Genomic DNA, 19,837 nt, shown 5'->3' on the forward strand with positions numbered 1-19,837 from the left:
AAGGACTGGTCAATCGCCAGATTGTCGTGTCCACAGCCTACTGCGGCGTGGTCTCCAGGCGCTCCTGCAACAGCCGGGCGAAGGCCTCTCGGGCTGGGTGGCGGGTGGTTTCCTTGTGCCAGATGAAGCTGTTCTGCACCGGTGTCAGTTCGTCGAAACGATAGGTCGCCAGCCCCGTCGATTGCTCGAAGCGGCGCAGGATGCCTTCCGGCACCAGCGATACGCCGGCCCCGGCGTTCACGCAGCCAATGATGGTGCCCCAACTGCCATAGCTGGCGATCGGCGGGTTGCGATCGTGTTCCTGTACCCAGTTCTTCAGCGCAGCGCGATAGGGGCAGCCGCTGGGCCACATGATCAGGGTGCGGCCCAGCAGGTCATGGGCACTGTGGATCGCTGGGCTGCCGGCGGCGCTGATCAGCACCAGGTTCTCGCGGTAGAGCGCAGCGCTGGCGATTTTCGGGTGATGGATGTCGACGGCCACCAGGGCGCCGTCGAGGCGGCGCTGGCGGACGTCCTCCATCAACTGCGTCCAGGTGCCGGTGATCAGCTCCAGGCTGACCTCGGGGTAGGCCTGGTGGTACTCGGCGAGCAGCGCCGGCAGGTGCACGGTCGCGCAGGACTCGATGGCGCCAATGCGCAAGGTCCCGCAAGGGCGGGTGTTGGCGTCGACGGCACGCTTGGCTTCGTCCACCAGGTTGAGGATCTTCGCGCAGTACTCCAGGAAAATCTGTCCGGCCGGGCTGATGCTCAGGCCGCGCCCGGCGCGCACGAACAGTTCGGTGCCCAGTTCGCCTTCCAGTTGCTTGATGCGCGTGGTGATGTTGGACGGCACGCAATGCAGCCGTTGCGCGGCGAGGGCGATGCTGCCGGTTTCGGCAACGGCTTTAACCATGCGCATTTGCGCCAGTTCCATGATTCACTCCCGGTGAATTCTCGTCTCAATATTCGTCAATTGTGCTGATCGCCAGGCCGCTCGAGACTGGAGGCATTCCCTAGATCATCTTGGATGTCGTCCTGCCGTGAAAGCCCTGTCTTCGATAAAAGTTTCCCTTGCCACCGCCTCGGTCATTCTCTGCTGGGCCTATTCGCCCACCGGTATCCACATCGGCCTGGAAAACTACAGCCCGGGGCACCTGGCCCTGCTGCGGTTTCTGATCGCCTCGCTGTTCATGGCCGGCGTGGCGCTGGCAAAGGGCATCGCCTTGCCCCGCCTGCGCGATCTGCCGTGGCTGTTCGTGCTGGGTTTTTTCGCGATTTTCCTCCATCACGTCAGCATCAATTATGGCCAGCAATGGGTCACGCCGGGAGCGGGCAGTGTGCTGGCCCAGTCGACGCCGTTGTTCAGTACGCTGATCGCGTATTTCTGGCTCAGGGAGTCGGTGAGCGGCTGGCGCTGGCTGGGCGTGCTTGCCGGGTTCGTCGGGGTATTGGTGGTGATCTGGGGGGATCGCGGGATTGGCACGTTCAATCCCCAGGGGTTCCTGATCGTGCTGGCGGCGCTGTCCTGGAGCATCTATTTCGCCTTGCAGAAACACTACGCCCATCACTACAGCGGGCTGACCACGGTGTGCTACATGGTCTGGGCCGGCACGCTGCTGCTGTGCGTCTATCTGCCGGGGCTGGGGCAGGCGGTGACCCAGGCGTCGCTGCGGGTGAATGTCGCGGTGCTGGTGCTGGGGATCTTTCCCAGCGCCCTGGCCTACCTGGCCTGGGCCTATGTGCTGACGCATTCGGCGGTCAGCCGTTCAGCGGTTGCGTTGTACCTGATTCCACCGGTGGCGATCGTGATGGCGGCGCTGGTGTTGGGGGTTGGCGTATCGCCGATGGTGCTGCTGGGTGGGGCGATCGTGCTGGGGAGCGTGCTGGCGTTGCAGTTGGAAGGGCGCAAGGGGGACACGATTCGCGGCGGTTCGGTGCCACGGCAAGCCCGTCCCCACAGGGGCGAGGGTGCCCGTGGGATGGCGTCGGAGGAGCTTGTGCCCCAGGTCCGGCCCCGTGGGGCGGACCTGAAGTGAGGTGATTCAGGGCTTGGACAAGGCGAGATCGACCGCGGCGATCAGTTTTCCCAGGTCCTTTGAGGGGGCTTTGTGAATGACGCCGAACAGGTAGGCACGCTGCTCGTCCTCGTCGCCCATATCCGCGAAAAACACTTTCAGTTTTACCCCCAGCACATCGGCGAACAGAAACAGCGCGTCCACGCTTGGGGTGTAGCTGCCGGTTTCGAAGCGGCTGATGGTTTTGGGGTCAAAACCGGTTCTCTCGCCAAGTTCAGCCTGAGTCAGCCCCGCTACCTTGCGATAGCGTCTAATGGCCATACCCAAACTTGAAATTTCCATCGCTCAATTCCCATTTAGAATCAAGAACTTAACGATAAATCTTTGCATTAGGCAACACCATGATTCATCACCTTCTATTGCATAATGTGATGTAATTCGTAGAATCGGCGGATCGGACAGATTTTTGGTGATCGGGTTTGAAGCGGCCGTTTTGCAAGCCGGGAAATCCTTGTATTTCCCCGGGCGGCATGCCAGGCGCGCCAAACCGAGCCTTCGGGTGTCTATTTTGCGGGTTTCAGCGGTCCATGCTTCGATCTGCTGACAACCTCGGTTTAACTCTAGTTGATCTTCGTCGAAGTTCTGCCGAACAGCGTGCATTGCTCCTTTGTGGGGGCGGGCTCGGCTGTGGTGGCGAACGGGTGCTGGTCTCTGCGGGGGCGGATGCCCGGTCGAGCGGTTCAACCGAATTGCCCAAGTGAACTGACTCATGGACGAGACGTACCGCAAGGTGGTGGATGCAGCAGCGATTTTCTCCGAGACGGACCTGAACGGCCGGATCACCTACGTCAACGAGCCGTTCTGTGCCATTTCCGGCTACAGCCGCGAGGAGCTGCTGGGGCAGAACCACCGGATGCTCAATTCCGGCTTTCACCCGACCGAATTCTTTGACGACATGTGGCGCACCCTGACCCGTGGGCAGGTATGGAAGGGCGAAGTGTGCAACCGCGCCAAGGACGGCTCGCTGTTCTGGCTAGACAGCACCATGGTGCCGCTGCTGGATGATGTGACGGGGCAGGTGCGCAAGTACATGTCGATCCGCTTCGATGTCAGTGAAAAGCAGCGTTTGCTGCAGACCTTGCAGTGGCGCGTAGGCCATGACGTGCTGACCGGCCTGCCCAACCGGGCCTTTCTCTCCGAACTGCTGAACCAGGCCCTGGACTTCGCCCGGCGCGAGCGGATTCCCCTGGCGGTGTGCATGCTCGATCTCGATGGCTTCAAGGCGGTCAACGACAGCTACGGGCATGCCTGCGGCGATGCGTTGCTGGTGGAAGTCGCCGCGCGGTTGCGCGGGATCATGCGCGGCGAGGATGTGGTGGCGCGCCTGGCGGGCGATGAGTTCGTGCTGATCCTGCGCTACGTGCACGATAGCCAGGCGTTGCGCGCCGCCTTGCAGCGGGTGCTGTGGGCGATCTCGGCGCCGTACTCGATTCGCGGGCAGGAACTCCACGTCTATGCCAGCATCGGCGTGACCCTGTTCCCGGAAGATGATGAGGATGCCGACACCCTGCTGCGTCACGCCGACCAGGCCATGTACATGGCCAAGCAGGGCGGGCGCAACCGCTTCCACCTGTTCGATGTGTCGCTGGACCAGGAGATCAGGGCCACCTACCAGACCGTTGAACTGATACGCCAGGCCCTGGCCGCCGATGAACTGCGGCTGGTCTATCAACCCAAGGTCAACCTGCGTACCGGCCAGGTGCTCGGTTTCGAGGCGCTGGTGTGCTGGCAGAATCCGCAACGCGGCCTGCTCGAAGCCCACGAGTTCCTGCCGCTGGTGGCGCAGACGGATGTGATCGGCGAGATCGGCGAATGGGTCATCGATGGTGTCCTGGCGCAGATACAGGCCTGGCGGCGGGTGGGCTACCACTGGCCGGTCAGCCTGAACATCGCGGCGCGGCACTTCCAGCGCGCGGATTTCGTGGCGCGGCTGCAGGCATTGCTGGCCCGTTATGCCGAGGTGCCGGCGCAGATGCTGGACCTGGAGATCGTCGAATCGGTGGCCATCGAGAACATCCAGCGGGTGAGCCAGTGCCTGCTGGCGTGCCAGGCGCTGGGGGTGCGCTTTTCCCTGGATGATTTCGGCACCGGCTATTCGTCGCTGAGCCACCTCAAGCGCCTGCCGACCCAGACCATCAAGATCGATCGCTCCTTCGTTCGCGATATTCTCCACGACCAGGATGACCTGGCCCTGACCACGGCGATCATCGGCCTGGCCCGGGCGTTTGGCCGCGAGGTGATTGCCGAGGGGCTGGAAACGGCCGAGCAGGGGCAACTGCTGATCAGCCTGGGGTGCGACGTGGCGCAGGGTGGATTCATTGCCCGACCGATGGCGGCGCAGGCGGTGCCGGGTTGGGTCGCCGGGTTCGTTCCCTCGCCACTGTGGCGTACAGCGCCCGACATCGTGTAGGCGTTGGCTTGCTGGCGATAACGGCCACGCAATTGACTGGCTGGCCGCCTGCGGCGGATCGCCAGCAGGCATCAGCAGCGGCACGCCTCATATATAGTCGCTTTGCGGGTCGGGCAGCCAGGACAGATTAGAGAACCGCGCTGGATGCAATTTCCCCCCTGCTCCGCTAGCATTAGCGGTCTTCCGCTTTCCAGATGCGACGGTTATCGATGAGTTATCAGGTTCTTGCACGTAAATGGCGTCCGCGCTCGTTCCGCGAAATGGTCGGCCAGACCCATGTGCTCAAGGCGCTGATCAATGCTCTGGACAGCCAGCGGCTGCACCATGCCTATCTGTTCACCGGCACCCGCGGGGTGGGCAAGACCACCATCGCACGGATCATCGCCAAGTGCCTGAACTGCGAGACCGGCATCACTTCCTCGCCCTGCGGGACCTGTTCGGTATGCCGCGAGATCGATGAAGGGCGCTTCGTCGACCTGATCGAGATCGACGCCGCGAGCCGGACCAAGGTCGAGGATACCCGCGAGCTGCTGGATAACGTGCAGTACGCACCGAGCCGCGGGCGCTTCAAGGTCTACCTGATCGACGAAGTGCACATGCTCTCCAGCCACTCGTTCAACGCCTTGCTGAAAACCCTGGAAGAGCCGCCTCCCTACGTCAAGTTCATCCTGGCGACCACCGACCCGCAGAAACTCCCTGCAACGATTTTGTCGCGTTGCCTGCAGTTTTCCCTGAAGAACATGACCCCGGAGCGGGTGGTCGAGCATTTGACCCATGTACTCGGGGTCGAGAACGTGCCGTTCGAAGACGATGCCCTGTGGCTGCTCGGGCGCGCGGCCGACGGTTCGATGCGCGACGCGATGAGCCTGACCGACCAGGCCATCGCCTTCGGTGAAGGCAAGGTCCTGGCCAGTGATGTGCGGGCGATGCTCGGTACGCTGGACCATGGCCAGGTCTACGATGTGCTGCATGCGCTGATCGACGGCGATGCCAAGGCGCTGCTCGAAGCCGTGCGCCACCTGGCCGAGCAGGGGCCGGACTGGAACGGCGTGCTTTCGGAAATCCTCAATGTGCTGCACCGGGTGGCGATTGCCCAGGCGCTGCCCGAGGGTGTCGACAACGGCCATGGCGACCGCGACCGGGTGCTGGCCCTGGCCCAGGCGCTGCCGGCCGAGGACGTACAGTTCTACTACCAGATGGGCCTGATCGGTCGGCGCGACCTGCCGCTGGCACCGGATCCGCGTGGTGGCTTCGAGATGGTCCTGCTGCGGATGCTCGCCTTCCGCCCGGCCGACAGCGCCGCGGCGCCCAGGCAGCCACTAAAGCCAGTGGGGATCAGCCAGGCCACAGTTGATTCCGCGAGCAAGGTGGCTGGGCCGGCCACTGCCGCGCCGGCGGCCGTTGCTCCCGTGGTCGAGACGCCTGCCGCGCCAGTTGCCCCCTCGGCTCCGCCAGCACCGGCCCCGGCTGCGGTGGTCGAGGCTGTACCCGAGCCCGAGCCCGAGCCGGTTGCCTGCGAGCCGGAGCCCGAGCCCGTTGCTGCGGCCGTCGAGGAAATCGACCTGCCGTGGAATGAGCCTGCCCAGGCTGCGCCACAGCCGCAGGCACCCGAGCCCGAGCCGGTCGAAGAGCCGGTGCCGGAGGTCGTTGCCGAACAACCGGAAGCGCCGCATGCGCAGTCAACGGCTCCGGAATGGGCGGCCGCGCCGATCCCCGAGTCGATTCCAGAGCCGATGAGCAGCAGCGCGGCGGGCCCCGATCGCGACGATGAGCCGCCGCTGGACGAAGACTACATCGAGCCGGACATGGATTCGGCCTACAGCTACCTGGATGAGTTGGCGACCGAACACGCCGCCGAGCTGGAGCCGCAGCCCGAGCCCGAACCGCTGCCCGCGGCGCAACCGGCAACCGGCCTGGCCCTGGAGTGGCTGCAGCTGTTCCCGAAACTGCCGATTTCCGGCATGACCGGCAGCATCGCCGCCAACTGCACGCTGATCGCGGTCGACGGTGACGACTGGCTGTTGCACCTGGACCCGGCCCACAGCGCCCTGTTCAACCCGACGCAGCAACGGCGCCTCAATGAAGCGCTGAACCAGTATCACGGGCGCACGCTGAAACTGAGCATCGAGCTGATCAAGCCCGAGCAGGAAACCCCGGCCCAGGCGGCCGCGCGTCGTCGGCACGAGCGACAGAACGAGGCCATCGCCTCGATTCATGCCGATCCGTTCATCCAGCAAATGATGCAACAGTTCGGCGCGGTGGTCCGTGACGATACTATTGAACCTGTCGATGCCCTGGTGACCCAGGGCTAATAACTGAAAGGTGCGAGGCAACCGCCTCGCACCGCTTGTCCAAGCAACTTTGAGGTGATTCCCATGATGAAGGGTGGCATGGCCGGCCTGATGAAGCAGGCGCAGCAGATGCAGGAAAAAATGGCCAAGATGCAGGAAGAGCTGGCCAACGCCGAAGTCACCGGCAAGGCCGGCGGCGACATGGTCAGCGTGGTCATGACCGGCCGTCATGACGTCAAGCGCGTGAGCATCGACCCGAGCCTGCTCGAAGGCGTCAGCGATGACGACCGTGAAGTACTGGAGGATCTGTTCGCCGCCGCGGTCAACGATGCCGTGCGCAAGATCGAAGCCAACAGCGCCGACAAGATGTCCGGCATGACCGCTGGCATGCAACTGCCACCGGGCTTCAAGCTGCCATTCTAAGGCCGCTTGCTGTTGAACGATGCCAGGCTTGACGCCTGGCATCGTCGTTTCCGGGGCTCGCGGCCGGCGTATTTGACGCTGGCCGGAGCCGCGGGTATAAACCGCCTCTCGCAGTTTTGTCGGACCTATCGCCCATGAGCTTCAGCCCCCTGATTCGCCAACTGATCGACGCTTTCCGGGTTCTGCCCGGTGTCGGCCAGAAAACCGCCCAGCGCATGGCCCTGCAACTGCTCGAGCGTGATCGCAGCGGCGGTGCGCGCCTGGCCCAGGCGTTGGCCCAGGCCATGGACGGGGTCGGGCACTGCCGTCAGTGCCGCACCCTGACCGAGGACGACCTGTGCCCGCAGTGCGCCGACCCTCGGCGTGACGACAGCCTGCTGTGTGTGGTCGAAGGGCCGATGGATGTCTATGCGGTGGAGCAGACCGGCTATCGCGGTCGCTACTTCGTGCTCAAGGGCCACCTGTCGCCGCTCGACGGCCTCGGCCCGGAGGCTATCGGTATTCCGCAACTGCTGGCGCGGATCGAAGAGCAGGGCAGTTTCACCGAGGTCATCCTCGCCACCAACCCGACGGTCGAGGGCGAGGCTACGGCGCACTACATTGCCCAGTTGCTGACCAACAAGGGGCTGGTCACCTCGCGTATCGCCCATGGCGTGCCGCTGGGCGGCGAGCTGGAGTTGGTGGACGGCGGCACCCTGGCACATTCGTTCGCCGGTCGTAAACCGATCACCTTGTAAGGGCAGCGGCCGTCCCGATGAGGGGCGACACGCCTGGTGTTGCTGTCGGCTTCAGGACGTCAGCAACAGCATGATCTGGTCCAGGCGGGTGTTGGCCACCCAGGCCACCAGCGTGCCCAGGAGGGTCGCACCGCCAGCCATGTAGGCCAGACGGGCACGGATGGATTTTACATCGCTGCGCACTTCGCCAAGGTCACGGTGGATGTATTCGAAGCGGGTTTCCAGTTCGGTGATGCGCGGTTCCAGGGTGCTGCCTCCAGAGGCGGCGTTCTGCTTGGCCAGGCTGTCGGGACCGGCGGATGGCTGCACGGGATCGTGGTTGTCCGGCCACCGGTAGGCAGGTTGCAGGTGCGGTGTGACATAGCGCTTGAGCTCGACTTCCATGTGATTTTTTGTCCTCGAAGGTCCAGGCTCCGGGCGCCATCGCCCGGATAAAAGACACTTCAAAAACTCGCTCTATTTGGCTGGCGGGTCAATTGAGGCGATTCCCTGATATCTATCGGAAAAGTCGCCAGGGCGGCAGTGGCTTGTCCGGTCAGGCATAGGGGCCGTCCCAGTAGCGCTTGTACATGCCCAGGCTTTTCTTCAGGCCCTTGGGCAGGTAGCGCTCCTGCTGGCTGAGTTTGTAGGCGAACAGCTTCACCGCATTGCGCAGCAGCGAGCCAGGCCAGGCCGCCAGGCGCCTGGGGCCGAGGAATTTCAGCTCGGACAGCACATAGCGCAAGCCTTCGCCGCCCGCGCCGCCGAATGCCTGGCGAATCCACGGTTCGCGGGCATGGAACACGCCGATATCGAAGTAGCGGCGAAACTCTTCCCAGAGGGTGTAGTTGTGCGAATGCCGGCAGCAGGCGCTGCCCTCGTAGGCGACTTTCCAGCCGGCCAGCAGCATCTTCGCGGCTACGTACATGTCTTCGGACAGAATCACGTGCTGTGGGAAACCGCCGACCTGCACCAGTGCCTGGCGCCGGTAGGCACAGAAGGAGTTGGAAGCGAACGCGGTCTTGATGCCCAGGCGTGGCGCGTCCTCCAGGCTCTTGACCTGGGAGGTGGGCGGGTAGTTGAACAGCCGCGCGTGCTCGGCCAGCGGGCTGGCGTCCAGGTGTGCCAGTTGCCGGCCGCAGACCGCACCGATGCGTTCGTCGGTGAACGGCCAGGCGATGTTGGCCAGTGCCTCGGGATCTTCCAGGTAGGCATCCTGGGTCATGAACACGTAGACGTCGTACTCCGGGTGGCGCTCGACCATCATCTGCCGGGTGCCGCCGTGGTTGAAGTCCCTGCTGTCGATGCGCAGGACATTGGGGCAGCGGGACTCGGCCAGCTCGAAGGTGCCGTCGCTGGAGCTGGAGTCCACGATCAGGGTATCGAACACCGCCGTCTGGCGGTCGAGGGAGTCGAGCAGGCGTTCCAGGTCCCGACGGCCGTTATAGGTCGGGATCACACAGGCCACTTTGAGAGTCGACATGGTTCAGCCTCCAGGAATTGCCGCCGGCCGCCAGGGACGCAACCAGCAGGCCAGGGCGATCAGCAGCGCCAGGCTGTAGAGGGTGCTCAGGCCCAGTTGCAGCCAGGTCCCCGAGAGAGGGTGCAGCACCAGGGCGGCGCTGATCATCACGCCGAGCCCCAGCAGCCAGTGGCTGCGCCAGGGCACTTCGGCCAGCAGTTGCTGGCGGCGCATCAGCAGCAGGCCGGTGAGGATCACGCCGCAGACGGCCGCCAGGGCGATTCCGACCAGACCGAAGACATACGGCAGCACTGCCAGCAGCAGGGCGTTGAGCAGGCTGCCGGCCAGTTCGCAGTTGAGCGGCATGCGCGTATCGCCGGCGGCGTAGGCGTAGCGGGCGAGCAGGGCGTTCCAGGCGCCGAACATCAGCGGTACGGCGAACCACGCCAGCAGTTCCGGCAGCGGGCTGTCGGCGGCCTGGTTGGGCAGCAGCAGGCTGACCAGCGCGGCGGCGGCGCCGATCAACCCGGCCACGGCCGGCAGGGTCAGCAGGGTGGCACTGGCCAGGCCCTTGCGCAGCAACGACAGACGCTCGCTGCCGGCGCTGCCGCTCATCAGTCCGAGCAGTACCTGGTTCAGGCTCATCAGGGCGATCAGCGGCAGGTTGATCAGCTTGCGCGCCAGGTTGATCCAGGTGACCGCGCCTTCACCCAGCAGCGAGGCGACCATCCGTTCCAGCAGGGCCAGGCCCTGGCTCGCCAGGTTGCTGCTCAGCAGCGGGCCGATCTGCTTGAGCAACTCGCGGCCGGCACCGGGGGCGTGTGCCGCCTGCCAGGGTTTCCAGCCGCTGCGCAACAACGACGGCAGCAGCACCGTCGGCATCAGCAGGCTGCCCAGCACGCAGGCGCCGGCCAGGCCGGTCGGCGTCGCCGCATGGCGCAGAATGGCCAGGTACAGTACCGGCGGCAGGTTGAACAGCAGTGAGCCGAGCCCGGCCAGGACGAAGCGCGAACGCGCCTGCAAGGGCACGCAGAACAGCCCATGGAGGATGAAGCCCGGCGCGCACCAGGCCAGCCAGTGCAGGCTGCCGCTGGCCAGTTGATAGCCCTGGCTGTCGAGGCCGGGGCCGATCAGTCGGACCCACAGCGGCGCGCCGACGCTGAGTACGCCGCCCACCAGCACGCCGCCCAGCAGCAGGCGCGGCGCCAGCGCCCCGAGCCAGTTGGCCTGGTCGCCAACCGAGCGTTGCTGGTACAGCGGCAGTGCCGCCGCGCTGAGCAGGCCGGCGGCCAGCGCCATGCGCAGGGCTTCCGGCAGAAACAGCGCGACGAGGAAACTGTCGCTGCGCCCACCGGCGCCCCAGGCGGCCACCAGCAGCCATTCGCGGGCGAAACCGGCGGCCAGGCCGGTGAGGGTCGCCAGGGTCAGCCAGAGGGTCGATCCGAACATCGGCGTGGCTCAGTGGAACAAAGTGAACAGGCCTTTGCCGCCCACCTTGTAGTTGAGGCCACGGCAACGTTCGCCCTTGATCGCCGCATCCGGGCCGCCGACGATGGCGTAGGCCGGAATCGGCTTGGACACCACGCACTGGCCACCGACCACCGCGCCCTCGCCGATGTCGGCACCGAAGGACAGCAGCGCACGGCTGGCGATCCAGGCATAGTCGCGGATATACACCGGCCCACCGACCGCCCAGAATTCCGGCGCGTGGACATCATGCCCGCCAGCGATGATCAGTACGTGGGAAGCAATGGTCACGTGGTCGCCGATGATCAGTCCGCCGCGGGCATCCAGCTGGCAGTGCCAGCCGACCGTGCTGTCGTTGCCGATGCGCAGGCTGTCGACACCCAGCACCTCGGTGTTGCGCCAGACCGTCGAGCCCTTGCCGATTTTCGCCCCGCCCAGACGCAGCCAGAGCAGGCGCAGGGTGTGACTGGGGATCTTGCAGATGAGGATGTTGTAGGCCAGTTCCCACCAGCGCAGCATGCGGTCGCGCAGGGTCGGCCAGTTGATGCCGTAGAGCGGGATCAGCGCGCCCTTGATCTCGCGCCCCAGCAGGGCATAGAAACGCCGGGCCAGCGGGTTTTCGATACGTGGTTCGATGTTCAGGTAGCTGATGAAGCACAGCACGTTGCCCTTGAGCGGTTGTTCGAAGCAGACATCGTTTTCCAGCATCCACTCATAGGCGGCTTGCAGTTCCTCCAGGCTGACGGCCATCTTCTCTGCATATTCGGGCAGGGCCTCTCGCAGGTTCTGCGAGTGCAACATACGGTGTTTCATGGGCGGGCTCCAGAAAGGCTCGAGGCCTTGGGCTTGAGGCGTCGGGCTTCGTGCAGGTTCAGGCCCAGCAGCAGCCAGAACAGGGCGATCAGTACCTGGGTGAAGCTGAAATAGTGGTCGAAGATACCACTGAGCAGGGCGGCCACCAGGCCGGCGGTGCTACCGAGCCAGAGGGCATTGTCCGCAGTCAGGCGGATGGTCTCCTGGTGGGGGCGGGTTTCCCGCCACCAGTTCCAGATGACCGTGACGAACAGCAGCATGCCGGGAATGCCGAGCTTGTAGATGAAGTTCAGCCACAGGTTGGATATCCCCCAGAGGCCGGTACCGGGCACTGGGGGCTCGGTCTTGAAGCCGATACCGAAGGGGAACATCGCCATGGCCTGCGGGAAGTGCGCGTACTCGTCGAAGCGCACGCTGGTACTGGCATCGTTGGTGGAGAAGAGGGTCAGCAGGCGATCCTGCAGCGGCGGATAGAACATCAGCAGGAGGGCGCCGAAGGCCACGCCGCCCATCAGCAGGCGACCGGTGTAGGGCACGCGCTTGCGCGCCAGCCAGATCAGCACCACGATCAGGCTCAGCAGCGCGCCGCGCGAGCCGCTCAGCAGCAGGGCCACCGCGCCCAGGCCGGCGACGGCGAAGCCCAGCGCCCGTGGCCAGCCCTGCCGTGTCAGGCCGAAGCAGAAGGCCACTGGCAGCAGCAGGGCCATGGCGCCGCCCGTGACGTTGGGGTGCATCCATGGCGAGCCCATGCGATTGGACATCGCGCTGAGGCTGTCGCCCAGCACCGCGATACCGCCATAACCGAGCCTTTCCAGGATCGGCGTCATGCTGGTGGCGGTACCGTTCTTGAGGAACACCGGGATCGACAGCAAGAGCATCATCAGGGTGCCCAGCAGCAGGCCGGTCACCACCTGTTCGCGGGCCTTCGGCGTATTCAGCAGGCGTGGCACCAGGAACAGCACCGAGAGGTTGAGCAACCAGCGGATCCAGTTCACCGGGCCGTTGCCTTCGGCGTTCACCGTCAGTTGGCCGACGACGAAGGGAAAGGCGCTGAACAGCATCAACGCCACCAGCAGGCGCTCGGTACGCAGCAACGGCGGCTTGTCCGGCAGGTTGTTGAACATGGCCTGCACCAGCACACTGCCCCAGACCAGCAGGATCAGCGCCTCGGACACCGTGGTGCGGATGCCGATCTGCACCGTCGAGTAGGGCAGGAAGGTGGCGAGTACGCTGAACAGCAACAGGCCCCACAGCGGGTGGCGGATGATCGTCACGATCCCGGCGATACCGACCAGCACTATCAGCACCTTGAAGGCCGGCAGCAGCCAGACCAGCACACCGAAGACCAGGCTGAACAGCAGTGCTATGGGCATCGCGATCGGCATTATTGCAGCTCCCCGAGCAATTGGTTGAAGCGTTCCCGGTAGGCGGCCGTGGCGTAACGGGCGGCCCACTCGCGCAAGGCGCCGGAATCTTCGGCCGGGGCCTCGGCCAGGCTCAGCATCAGGGCGGTCAGTGCCGGACTGTCGGTGGGCGAGAAGCGCGGGCTGTGCGGCGGGGTGATTTCATCCAGCGACGAACCGCTGGCGACCGCGACCGGCGTGCCGACGCTCAGCGCCTCGACCACCGGCAGGCCGAACCCTTCGGCGTAGGAGGGTTGCCACAACCGCTGGGCCTGGCGGTACACCGCGTGCAACTGGGCATCGCTGATACCGCTGAGGTAGTGCAGCCCCGGCAGGTGCCGCAGCGGCGAGGGCAGGTGCTCGGGGTCGCCGATCAGCACCAGTTCCGGGACCTGGTCCGATTGCTGGCGGGCGGTCTGCCAGGCACTGACGAACCAGGGGATATTCTTGCGCGGCTCGCGGGTCCCGACTGCCAGCCAGTAGCGCTCCGGCAACTGCAGGTCGGTGATGTCGGCCGGCTCGCCGCTGAAACCATCGACCAGGTTGGGCAGGACCCGGACCTTGTCGCGGGCCTGCGGGAACAGTTTGACCAGTTCGTCGGCGGTGTACTGCGAGGGTGTCCAGATCCGGTCGGCGACCTTCACCGAGTGACCGATCGACAGCCGGTCGGTGGCGCGATAGATCCGTCTCTTGATCTGCGAGCCGTGGCTGTTCTGCAGCGTCAGCTGGAACAGGTCGTGCAGTTGCAGCACATAGCGCATGCCGGCCGGCTTGCGGCCCAGGGGCAGGCCCATGTTGAAGTTGCAGATATAGACTTCCACCCCGGCCTCGCGCAGGGCACCGGGAAGGAAGCCGGCTTCGAACTTCAGGCGCAGGGGCAGCCGGTGAATGCCTTGCAGCGGCGCCTCCCAGCGTGGGCAATGAACGCGGCGGCGCAACGGATGATCATAGGGCGCCACACCGAACAGTTGCAGTTGCACCGCGGGGTTGGCCCGCAGGGCCTCTTCCAGTGCCAGGTTCTGACGGCCGATGCCGGTTTGGGTGTAGCCCGCCGTCGGGCGGTAATCCAGGCCTATGCGCATACGGACACTTCTTCTTTCTTGAGCTGTGGGAGTCGGGTGTAGACCGCTTCGAGCTGTGCGGCGGCCACGGCCCAGTCGTGTTCGGCCCTGACGTAGGCCCGGCCGGCGTCGGCGATCTGTTGCAGGCGCGCCGGGTCGGCCAGGGCGTCGGCGAGTATCCGGGCCAGCACTTGCGGGTCCTCGCTGCCCAGGTAGTGGCGGCCGTTCTCGACCTTCAGGCCCGAGCTGCCCTGGTCGGTGGTGACCACCGGCAGGCCGGCGGCCATGGCTTCCAGCACCTTGAGCTTGGAGCCGCCACCCTGGCGCAACGGGGCGAAGAACACCGAGGCGCGGCTTTGCAGGGTGCGCAGGTCGGGCACGAAGCCCTGCCACTCGATGCGTGGGTCGCTCCAGCGCTGGCGCCAGGCGTCCGGCAGGCCGTAGCCGGCAATGGCGAAGCGTACCTGCGGATTGAGCTTCCAGAGTGCCGGGAGGATTTCCTCCAGGGCCCACTCCACCGCATCCAGGTTCGGGCTGTATTCGTAGTTGCCGATGAACAGCAGGCGCTGGGCCGCAAGGTCAGGGGTCACGCCGGCGTAATGGCCGGTGTCGACGCCGTTGACCACCACGGCCACCGGCTTGCCGGTCTGTCCGTGCAGAACATCGGCATCGGCGTGGGTCACCGCGACCAGCTCGGTGGCCTGGCCGAACACCCGGGCCTCCCAGCGCCGGTAGCGCCACTGGTCGTACAGGGTGAAGGGTTTCAGCCAGCCGGGCAGCCGGTCGTAGCTGGCCGCACCGAGGGCCGACTCGACATTGTGCTCGGTGAGGATGAAGTCGCGCCCGCTGTCGATCAGTGGTTGCTCGAACGGCTGGAAACTGTAGCTGTGCTCGATCTGGATCACGTCCCAGTGTTCCTCCAGCAACTGGCGGAACTGCTGCTGCAACTGCGGCGCCGAGCCGTTGACGGCGGCCAGCATCGGGTAGGGCGCGAGCAGCGCGGTGAGCAGTGTGCGCAGGCTGCGCAGCGGCCGCCGCGGCACCACGATCAGTCGTTCCAGATGCGGCAGCAGGGTTTGGCGGGTGGCCTCGTCGAGCGCGCTCTTGGACTGCACCAGCAGGGTGATCCGGTGCCCACGGGCGGCCAGGCTGCGCAGCAGGTGGAATTGTCGGGTCTTGCCGCCGCTGGTGGTGGGCCAGGGCAGGTAGGGCAGAGTCCAGAGTATCTTCATGGCGACCACACCAACAGTTGCAGGCTGGTTTTCAGCGGTACGGTGACGGCCTGGCCGTCGCTCAGGTCGGTACGGCTGCCGGCCAGTGGATCGTACAGGGCTGCCTGGGTGACCCCGGGCAACTGCAGGCTGCTGCCGCTGGCGCTCCAGAACATCCACACGCGCGCTCCGTCGTTGCGGGTCCAGGTGACGCTGAACAGGTCGTCGGGGGCATTGCGCAGGTTGGGCGTGTCGGCCGGTTGCAGTTTCGGGCCGGTCACTTCGAGGAAGTTCTTCAGCGCGGTATAGACCGGCTTGGGTTCGCCGTCGAGGTCTACCAGGCCGTAGAACTGATCCCGCGGGGTGGCCCGGGCGTCGAGGTCGCTGAGGTTGAACAGGAAGATCCGCTGGTAGTCCATCGCGCTCATCAGGGCCAGGCGACGCAGGGTGTAGTCCTGCTGGCCGGAGATGCCGATCAGCGCCTGCATTTCCCTGGGCCCGGCATAGCTCGACCAGCCCCATTCGGTGGCCCATACCTGCGATACCCCGGCGCCGTGCAGCGACTTGTTGAGGCTGTTGCCCTTGGTCAGGAAGTCCCTGGCCGTGGCGCTGTCGCCCTCGGGCAGCTCGGAATAGGGGTGGTAGGCGGCGATGAGGTTCTGGCTGGCCAGCCCCTGGCTGACCAGGTTGTCGAGCATCAGCCCCGGGGTGCTGTGCATCTGGCTGTAGTAGGCCAGGCCGGCGGTGGCCACCGGCTTGCCCGGGACCTTCGCGCGGATCGCCCTGGCGGTGGTGGTCAGCAGTTGGTAGTAGGCGGTGGGATCTTCCTTGGGTAGCCAGATGATGTTCGGCTCGTTCCACACCTGCCAGGTGTTCACCTGGGGATAGCGTTCGACCAGGGTCGCCATGCGATCGGCGAACAGGTTGAAGTCCCTGGGCGGGTACTGGTCGGTATTGCTGGCGCCGGCCGGTGCGCTGCTGGCAAAGGCCGGCGAGCCCACCAGGTAGGCGAGGATATTGTAGTTGTGCGCCTGCATCTGCTTCATCGCCGCATCGAGGGCGGCGATGTCATAGACCCCTTGCTGCGGCTCGATCATCGGCCAGTGGATGGTCAGGCGCACCCAGTTCAGGCCCAGCTCGTCGAGCCGGCTCATCTGCTTCTGGTAGATATCCGGCTCGAAATACTGGAACTGCACATTGACCCCGAGGAAGTCCTTCCACTCGATTGCCCGCGGCGCCTTGAGCAGCACCTGGGAGGAGGACTGGGCATCGGTGTCGCGCCACTGCAGGCTGCTGAGGACGCCGGCCAGAGCGACCAGCAACGGCACCCAGAGAATCGGTTTACGCCACATTTTCATGCCCTCGACAGGCCTGCTCGAACACCTGCAGGAAACGGTTGGCGGTCTGGCTCCAGACCCGCTGGTTGCCGATCATGCTGGCGTGTTCGGCCCAGCGGATCGCCAGTTCCGGGCTGGCGCACAGGTGACTGATCTCGGCCGCCAGGGCGGTGACGTTGCCCTGGGGAAAGATCACGCCGTTGCCCTGGGCGACTTCCTCGGCGAACGAGCGGGCGTCGGAGGTGATCGCGCCGCGCCCGCAGGCGGCGGCCCAGGACAAGGCGCCGCTGGTGCCACGCAGTTGGCCGAGCAGCTTGAGCTTGCTCGACTCGCGATAGGGCAGCACCATCACGTGGTGGGCCTGGATCACCTGGGGGATGTCCGCGGCCGGCAGGTCGAGCTGCCAGTCGATGCTGTCCTGCAGGCCGAGGCGCCGGATGTGCTGGCGCAGTTGATCGAGGTAGCTGCCGGACGGGCCGAAGGCCATTTCCGGTTCGCTGCCGCCGGCCAGGGTCAGGCGCAGCCTGCTGCGCAGTTCGGGTTGCTGGGTGAGGGTGATCGCCAGGGCGTCGAGCAGGTCCTCGATGCCCTTGCCGCGGTAGATGAAGCCGAAATACAGCAATTTCAGCGGCTCCAGCGGTGGCAGCGGCGCGGGTTCGATGGCCAGGTTGCCGTGGGGGATCACCGCCATCTGTTCGCCGCGCAGGCCCATGCGCTGGCGCAGGCATTGGCTGCCCGATCGGGTCAGGGTGATCAGCCGGGTCAGGCTGCGGGCCAGTTGCCGTTCCTCGCGCAGGCACAGCGGGTCGGCCAGCACCGTGGCCACCTGCGGCAGGGGCGAGGGCAGGCGGCTGGCCAGTGACAGCGGCCAGGGCAGGCGTTCGCGCCGCCAGACCAGGCGTTCCGGGTCGTGGATGGTGGCCGTCAGTGGCAACCGCGCAAAGCGTGCACGCAAGGCCTTCAGTGCACTGAACTCGGCGAGCCGGCCGCCACCGATTTCCGCGTGCACCAGGTCGATGCCCTGCCAGTCGTGGTCGGCCACCGCCCGGACCGCCCGCTGCGGGTCGTTGCCCAGCCCGGCCAGCGGTGTGCTGACGCGCACGCCCTGGCTCTCCAGGGCCGTCTTCAGGTGGCCGGCATAGTCGGCGATGCCGTTCTGTTCCGGCGGCAGGGGCGCGAGCAGAGCGATATGCATCAGGCGTGACTCCGCAACCGTGCCAGGGTGTTGAGAACCCGCTCCGGAATCTCGAAGCGGCGCCGGTTGAGGATGATGCCGTCGACCCGCTTGAAGGCGGTGTTGAGGGTCGTCAGGGCATTTTCCAGAATCGGCACGGTGGTGGTTTCCGCTTCGATGATCAGGGTGATCAGGTCGGCCTGGCGCAGGATCACGAAGGCTTCCTGGTTGGAGAAGAACGCGCCGGCATTGAGCAGCAGGATCTCCCCCGGTTGCGCCGGGCCATCGCCTTCGATCCGCACGTTGTGGCCGCGCTGGCGCAGCAGTTCGCCGAGGTGTTCGATGACGAAGGTGACCCCTTCGCCGCGGCGGGCCGAGGTCAGGCCGATGCTCAGGCCGTGCTCGGCGACCCGTTCCAGCGGCAGCACGCCGTAGAGCCGGTACATGCTCGCGGTGAAGGCGGTACGCCGCTGCGGGTTGTCGTCGCTGATGTCCTGCAGGCTGGTCCAGACCTTGACCCCGAAGCGCGACTCGATCTTGTCGCCGTCGTGGATACGCTGGTCCAGCAGATAGAAGAAATACAGCGCCAGCAGGCCGACGGCCAGGCTCAGGGGAATCGCCAGCAGGATCATGCTCAGGCTCTTGGGGAAAACCCGGGCTTCGTTGAGGGTGGCCTGTTCGATCACCGCGATGTTGCTGATCCGGCTCTTGTCCAGTTCGCGGTCGATGCGGGCTTTCTCGGTGCTCTCGCTGTACAGCGCGAAGCTCTTCTCGGCGGCATCGAGTTCGCGTTGCAGGCGCGACATCTCCGGTTCGAGCGCCAGGGCCTGGCGGCGGTCCTGTTCCAGTTGTTCAAGCTGGGTCTTCTGCTGCGCGGCCTGGGTCTGCAGGCGGCTGAGGCTGGCCTGCTGGTCGGCGAAACTGTTCTGCAGGCGGGTGTAGACCGGGTTCGGGGCCAGGTTGTCGGAGCGCTGGACCACCGCATTCTGCGCCTTGAGCAGCTTCTCCAGGTTGGCGATGGCGGTGTCCATGGCCTTCACCGGTGGCGCGCCTTCCTTGAAGGTGCGCAGCATTTCCTGACGTTCGATCTGCTTGGAGTTGATCCGTTGCTGCAGGTCCTGGCGGTCGGGGTTGATACTCATCTGCCGACCGATGCTGATTTCTTTCTTCATGCTGTTGAGCTGCGCCTGGATCCGCTCCAGGCCGCTGCGGGTCGAGGCCACGGCACGGGTGGTGTTCAGGTGTTCGCCGCGCAGGTTGTTGAGATTGCGTGAGATATCGTTCAGGCGCTCGGAGATGCTCACCGCCCCCAGTTCGTTGAGGTGGGCCTCGATCTTTTTCTTGTAGTCGAGAATCCGCGCCTGGGTCGCCTTGCTTTCACTTTCATAGAAGGTATAGAGGCTCTTGCGTCCGAGGCTGCGGGTACGTTCCTGCTCGTACTGCTCGATCCAGCTCTGGACGATGGTCTGTGCCACCGCCGGGTTGTTCCAGGTGAAGCTGATTTCCATGACCGAAGAGCCGGGGGCGTGGGTCACGCTGAAGTTCTTCAGCAACTGGTCGGCCAGGCGTTCGACCGGGGTCTGCTTCTCCACCACCCCGAGCAGTTGCAGGAGCCCGCGACCGGCATCGGCCAGCGCTTGCACGGTGCTCTTGACCAGGGTCTTGACCGTCGCCAGGAAGCCTTCCTGTGGCGGCATCCTGGACAGCTCGTTGAGGTACTGCTCGGCCACCAGGCGGGCGATCGGGCGCCCGGTGAGCATGCGCTCCTCGTCGAGAATCGGATCGCGCTGGGCACTGGGAATGATGGTCGCCTGGCGATCGGAGATCTCGATCGGCAGGGTGCTGGTGTCGCGTCCCGGCTTGACCAGCAGCAATGCGGTGGACTCGTAGCGGTTGGGCAGCAGGAAGGCGCCCAGCAGGATGATGATGAGCGTCACCAGCACGGTGATTTTCACTTCGTGCTTGAAGATGAAGAACAGGCGCAACAAATCGCGGAAGGAGCGGATATTGATCAT

The 19,837-nt window shown here is 65.3% G+C and carries 17 protein-coding genes; 5 read left to right on the plus strand and 12 right to left on the minus strand.

Annotated elements, in window-relative coordinates; genetic code table 11:
* Window positions 1-37: 37 nt before the first annotated feature.
* Window positions 38-913, minus strand: coding sequence for a LysR family transcriptional regulator (locus ACMGT0_RS10410; protein ID WP_416772474.1), 876 nt, complete (start codon window positions 911-913; stop codon window positions 38-40).
* A 106-nt stretch (window positions 914-1,019) separates the two neighbouring features.
* Here ACMGT0_RS10410 and ACMGT0_RS10415 point away from each other — a divergent pair, with 106 nt between their 5' ends.
* Entirely contained in the window at window positions 1,020-2,015 is a 996-nt protein-coding gene (locus tag ACMGT0_RS10415; RefSeq protein WP_416772476.1) for a DMT family transporter, read from the plus strand.
* A gap of 6 nt (window positions 2,016-2,021) precedes the next feature.
* Here the strand turns inward: ACMGT0_RS10415 and ACMGT0_RS10420 are convergent, their stop codons facing one another.
* Entirely contained in the window at window positions 2,022-2,336 is a 315-nt protein-coding gene (locus ACMGT0_RS10420) for a helix-turn-helix domain-containing protein (protein WP_054056846.1), read from the minus strand.
* Between the two features lie 427 nt (window positions 2,337-2,763).
* On the opposite strand from ACMGT0_RS10420, the gene ACMGT0_RS10425 reads away from it, so the two are divergent.
* The 4 genes from ACMGT0_RS10425 (at window position 2,764) to recR (ending at window position 7,915) form a co-directional block, all read left to right on the plus strand.
* A complete protein-coding gene (locus ACMGT0_RS10425; protein WP_416772478.1) occupies window positions 2,764-4,464 on the plus strand; it encodes a putative bifunctional diguanylate cyclase/phosphodiesterase in 1,701 nt (566 codons plus the stop codon).
* Between the two features lie 209 nt (window positions 4,465-4,673).
* Complete coding sequence (dnaX, locus tag ACMGT0_RS10430; RefSeq protein ID WP_416772480.1) at window positions 4,674-6,776, plus strand: DNA polymerase III subunit gamma/tau; 2,103 nt, start codon at window positions 4,674-4,676, stop codon at window positions 6,774-6,776.
* A 63-nt stretch (window positions 6,777-6,839) separates the two neighbouring features.
* Entirely contained in the window at window positions 6,840-7,178 is a 339-nt protein-coding gene (locus ACMGT0_RS10435; protein ID WP_054060347.1) for a YbaB/EbfC family nucleoid-associated protein, read from the plus strand.
* Window positions 7,179-7,312: 134 nt separating this feature from the next.
* The gene (gene recR, locus ACMGT0_RS10440; protein WP_054060348.1) at window positions 7,313-7,915 is read left to right on the plus strand and encodes a recombination mediator RecR; all 603 of its coding nucleotides are present in this window, start codon (window positions 7,313-7,315) and stop codon (window positions 7,913-7,915) included.
* Between the two features lie 51 nt (window positions 7,916-7,966).
* Here recR and ACMGT0_RS10445 read toward each other — a convergent pair whose 3' ends face one another.
* From ACMGT0_RS10445 to ACMGT0_RS10490, 10 genes are all read right to left on the minus strand, one after another.
* Entirely contained in the window at window positions 7,967-8,299 is a 333-nt protein-coding gene (locus ACMGT0_RS10445; protein WP_416772482.1) for a hypothetical protein, read from the minus strand.
* 151 nt (window positions 8,300-8,450) lie between these two features.
* The gene (locus tag ACMGT0_RS10450) at window positions 8,451-9,377 is read right to left on the minus strand and encodes a glycosyltransferase (protein ID WP_054060349.1); all 927 of its coding nucleotides are present in this window, start codon (window positions 9,375-9,377) and stop codon (window positions 8,451-8,453) included.
* Window positions 9,378-9,380: 3 nt separating this feature from the next.
* Window positions 9,381-10,805 (minus strand): lipid II flippase MurJ, encoded by a 1,425-nt coding sequence (locus ACMGT0_RS10455; protein WP_416772484.1) that lies wholly within the window; start codon window positions 10,803-10,805, stop codon window positions 9,381-9,383.
* Between the two features lie 9 nt (window positions 10,806-10,814).
* On the minus strand, window positions 10,815-11,636 hold the full coding sequence (locus ACMGT0_RS10460) for an acyltransferase (RefSeq protein ID WP_054059648.1): 822 nt from the start codon (window positions 11,634-11,636) through the stop codon (window positions 10,815-10,817).
* Entirely contained in the window at window positions 11,633-13,021 is a 1,389-nt protein-coding gene (locus ACMGT0_RS10465) for an O-antigen ligase family protein (RefSeq protein ID WP_416772486.1), read from the minus strand. The genes ACMGT0_RS10460 and ACMGT0_RS10465 overlap by 4 nt, the downstream gene beginning before the upstream one ends.
* Window positions 13,021-14,121 (minus strand): glycosyltransferase family 4 protein, encoded by a 1,101-nt coding sequence (locus ACMGT0_RS10470; RefSeq protein WP_054061493.1) that lies wholly within the window; start codon window positions 14,119-14,121, stop codon window positions 13,021-13,023. The genes ACMGT0_RS10465 and ACMGT0_RS10470 overlap by 1 nt, the downstream gene beginning before the upstream one ends.
* A complete protein-coding gene (locus tag ACMGT0_RS10475) occupies window positions 14,112-15,332 on the minus strand; it encodes a glycosyltransferase family 4 protein (protein WP_054061496.1) in 1,221 nt (406 codons plus the stop codon). The genes ACMGT0_RS10470 and ACMGT0_RS10475 overlap by 10 nt, the downstream gene beginning before the upstream one ends.
* Window positions 15,329-16,663, minus strand: coding sequence for a beta-galactosidase (locus ACMGT0_RS10480; protein ID WP_416772488.1), 1,335 nt, complete (start codon window positions 16,661-16,663; stop codon window positions 15,329-15,331). The genes ACMGT0_RS10475 and ACMGT0_RS10480 overlap by 4 nt, the downstream gene beginning before the upstream one ends.
* Complete coding sequence (locus ACMGT0_RS10485) at window positions 16,653-17,843, minus strand: glycosyltransferase (RefSeq protein ID WP_416772490.1); 1,191 nt, start codon at window positions 17,841-17,843, stop codon at window positions 16,653-16,655. The genes ACMGT0_RS10480 and ACMGT0_RS10485 overlap by 11 nt, the downstream gene beginning before the upstream one ends.
* Window positions 17,843-19,837 (minus strand): GumC family protein, encoded by a 1,995-nt coding sequence (locus tag ACMGT0_RS10490; RefSeq protein WP_416772492.1) that lies wholly within the window; start codon window positions 19,835-19,837, stop codon window positions 17,843-17,845. The genes ACMGT0_RS10485 and ACMGT0_RS10490 overlap by 1 nt, the downstream gene beginning before the upstream one ends.

This window comes from Pseudomonas sp. RHF3.3-3, assembly GCF_048069595.1.
In the GTDB taxonomy this organism is placed as follows: Bacteria; Pseudomonadota; Gammaproteobacteria; order Pseudomonadales; family Pseudomonadaceae; genus Aquipseudomonas; species Aquipseudomonas fuscovaginae_B.

What these genes read in the sequence shown, in the direction of transcription:
- ACMGT0_RS10410 (WP_416772474.1), bottom strand. Translation starts at nt 913, where the DNA reads ATGGAACTGGCGCAAATGCGCATGGTTAAAGCCGTTGCCGAAACCGGC.
- ACMGT0_RS10420 (WP_054056846.1), bottom strand. Translation starts at nt 2,336, where the DNA reads ATGGAAATTTCAAGTTTGGGTATGGCCATTAGACGCTATCGCAAGGTA.
- ACMGT0_RS10425 (WP_416772478.1), top strand. Translation starts at nt 2,764, where the DNA reads ATGGACGAGACGTACCGCAAGGTGGTGGATGCAGCAGCGATTTTCTCC.
- dnaX (WP_416772480.1), top strand. Translation starts at nt 4,674, where the DNA reads ATGAGTTATCAGGTTCTTGCACGTAAATGGCGTCCGCGCTCGTTCCGC.
- ACMGT0_RS10435 (WP_054060347.1), top strand. Translation starts at nt 6,840, where the DNA reads ATGATGAAGGGTGGCATGGCCGGCCTGATGAAGCAGGCGCAGCAGATG.
- recR (WP_054060348.1), top strand. Translation starts at nt 7,313, where the DNA reads ATGAGCTTCAGCCCCCTGATTCGCCAACTGATCGACGCTTTCCGGGTT.
- ACMGT0_RS10445 (WP_416772482.1), bottom strand. Translation starts at nt 8,299, where the DNA reads ATGGAAGTCGAGCTCAAGCGCTATGTCACACCGCACCTGCAACCTGCC.
- ACMGT0_RS10450 (WP_054060349.1), bottom strand. Translation starts at nt 9,377, where the DNA reads ATGTCGACTCTCAAAGTGGCCTGTGTGATCCCGACCTATAACGGCCGT.
- ACMGT0_RS10455 (WP_416772484.1), bottom strand. Translation starts at nt 10,805, where the DNA reads ATGTTCGGATCGACCCTCTGGCTGACCCTGGCGACCCTCACCGGCCTG.
- ACMGT0_RS10460 (WP_054059648.1), bottom strand. Translation starts at nt 11,636, where the DNA reads ATGAAACACCGTATGTTGCACTCGCAGAACCTGCGAGAGGCCCTGCCC.
- ACMGT0_RS10465 (WP_416772486.1), bottom strand. Translation starts at nt 13,021, where the DNA reads ATGCCGATCGCGATGCCCATAGCACTGCTGTTCAGCCTGGTCTTCGGT.
- ACMGT0_RS10470 (WP_054061493.1), bottom strand. Translation starts at nt 14,121, where the DNA reads ATGCGCATAGGCCTGGATTACCGCCCGACGGCGGGCTACACCCAAACC.
- ACMGT0_RS10475 (WP_054061496.1), bottom strand. Translation starts at nt 15,332, where the DNA reads ATGAAGATACTCTGGACTCTGCCCTACCTGCCCTGGCCCACCACCAGC.
- ACMGT0_RS10480 (WP_416772488.1), bottom strand. Translation starts at nt 16,663, where the DNA reads ATGTGGCGTAAACCGATTCTCTGGGTGCCGTTGCTGGTCGCTCTGGCC.
- ACMGT0_RS10485 (WP_416772490.1), bottom strand. Translation starts at nt 17,843, where the DNA reads ATGCATATCGCTCTGCTCGCGCCCCTGCCGCCGGAACAGAACGGCATC.
- ACMGT0_RS10490 (WP_416772492.1), bottom strand. Translation starts at nt 19,837, where the DNA reads ATGATCAATATCCGCTCCTTCCGCGATTTGTTGCGCCTGTTCTTCATC.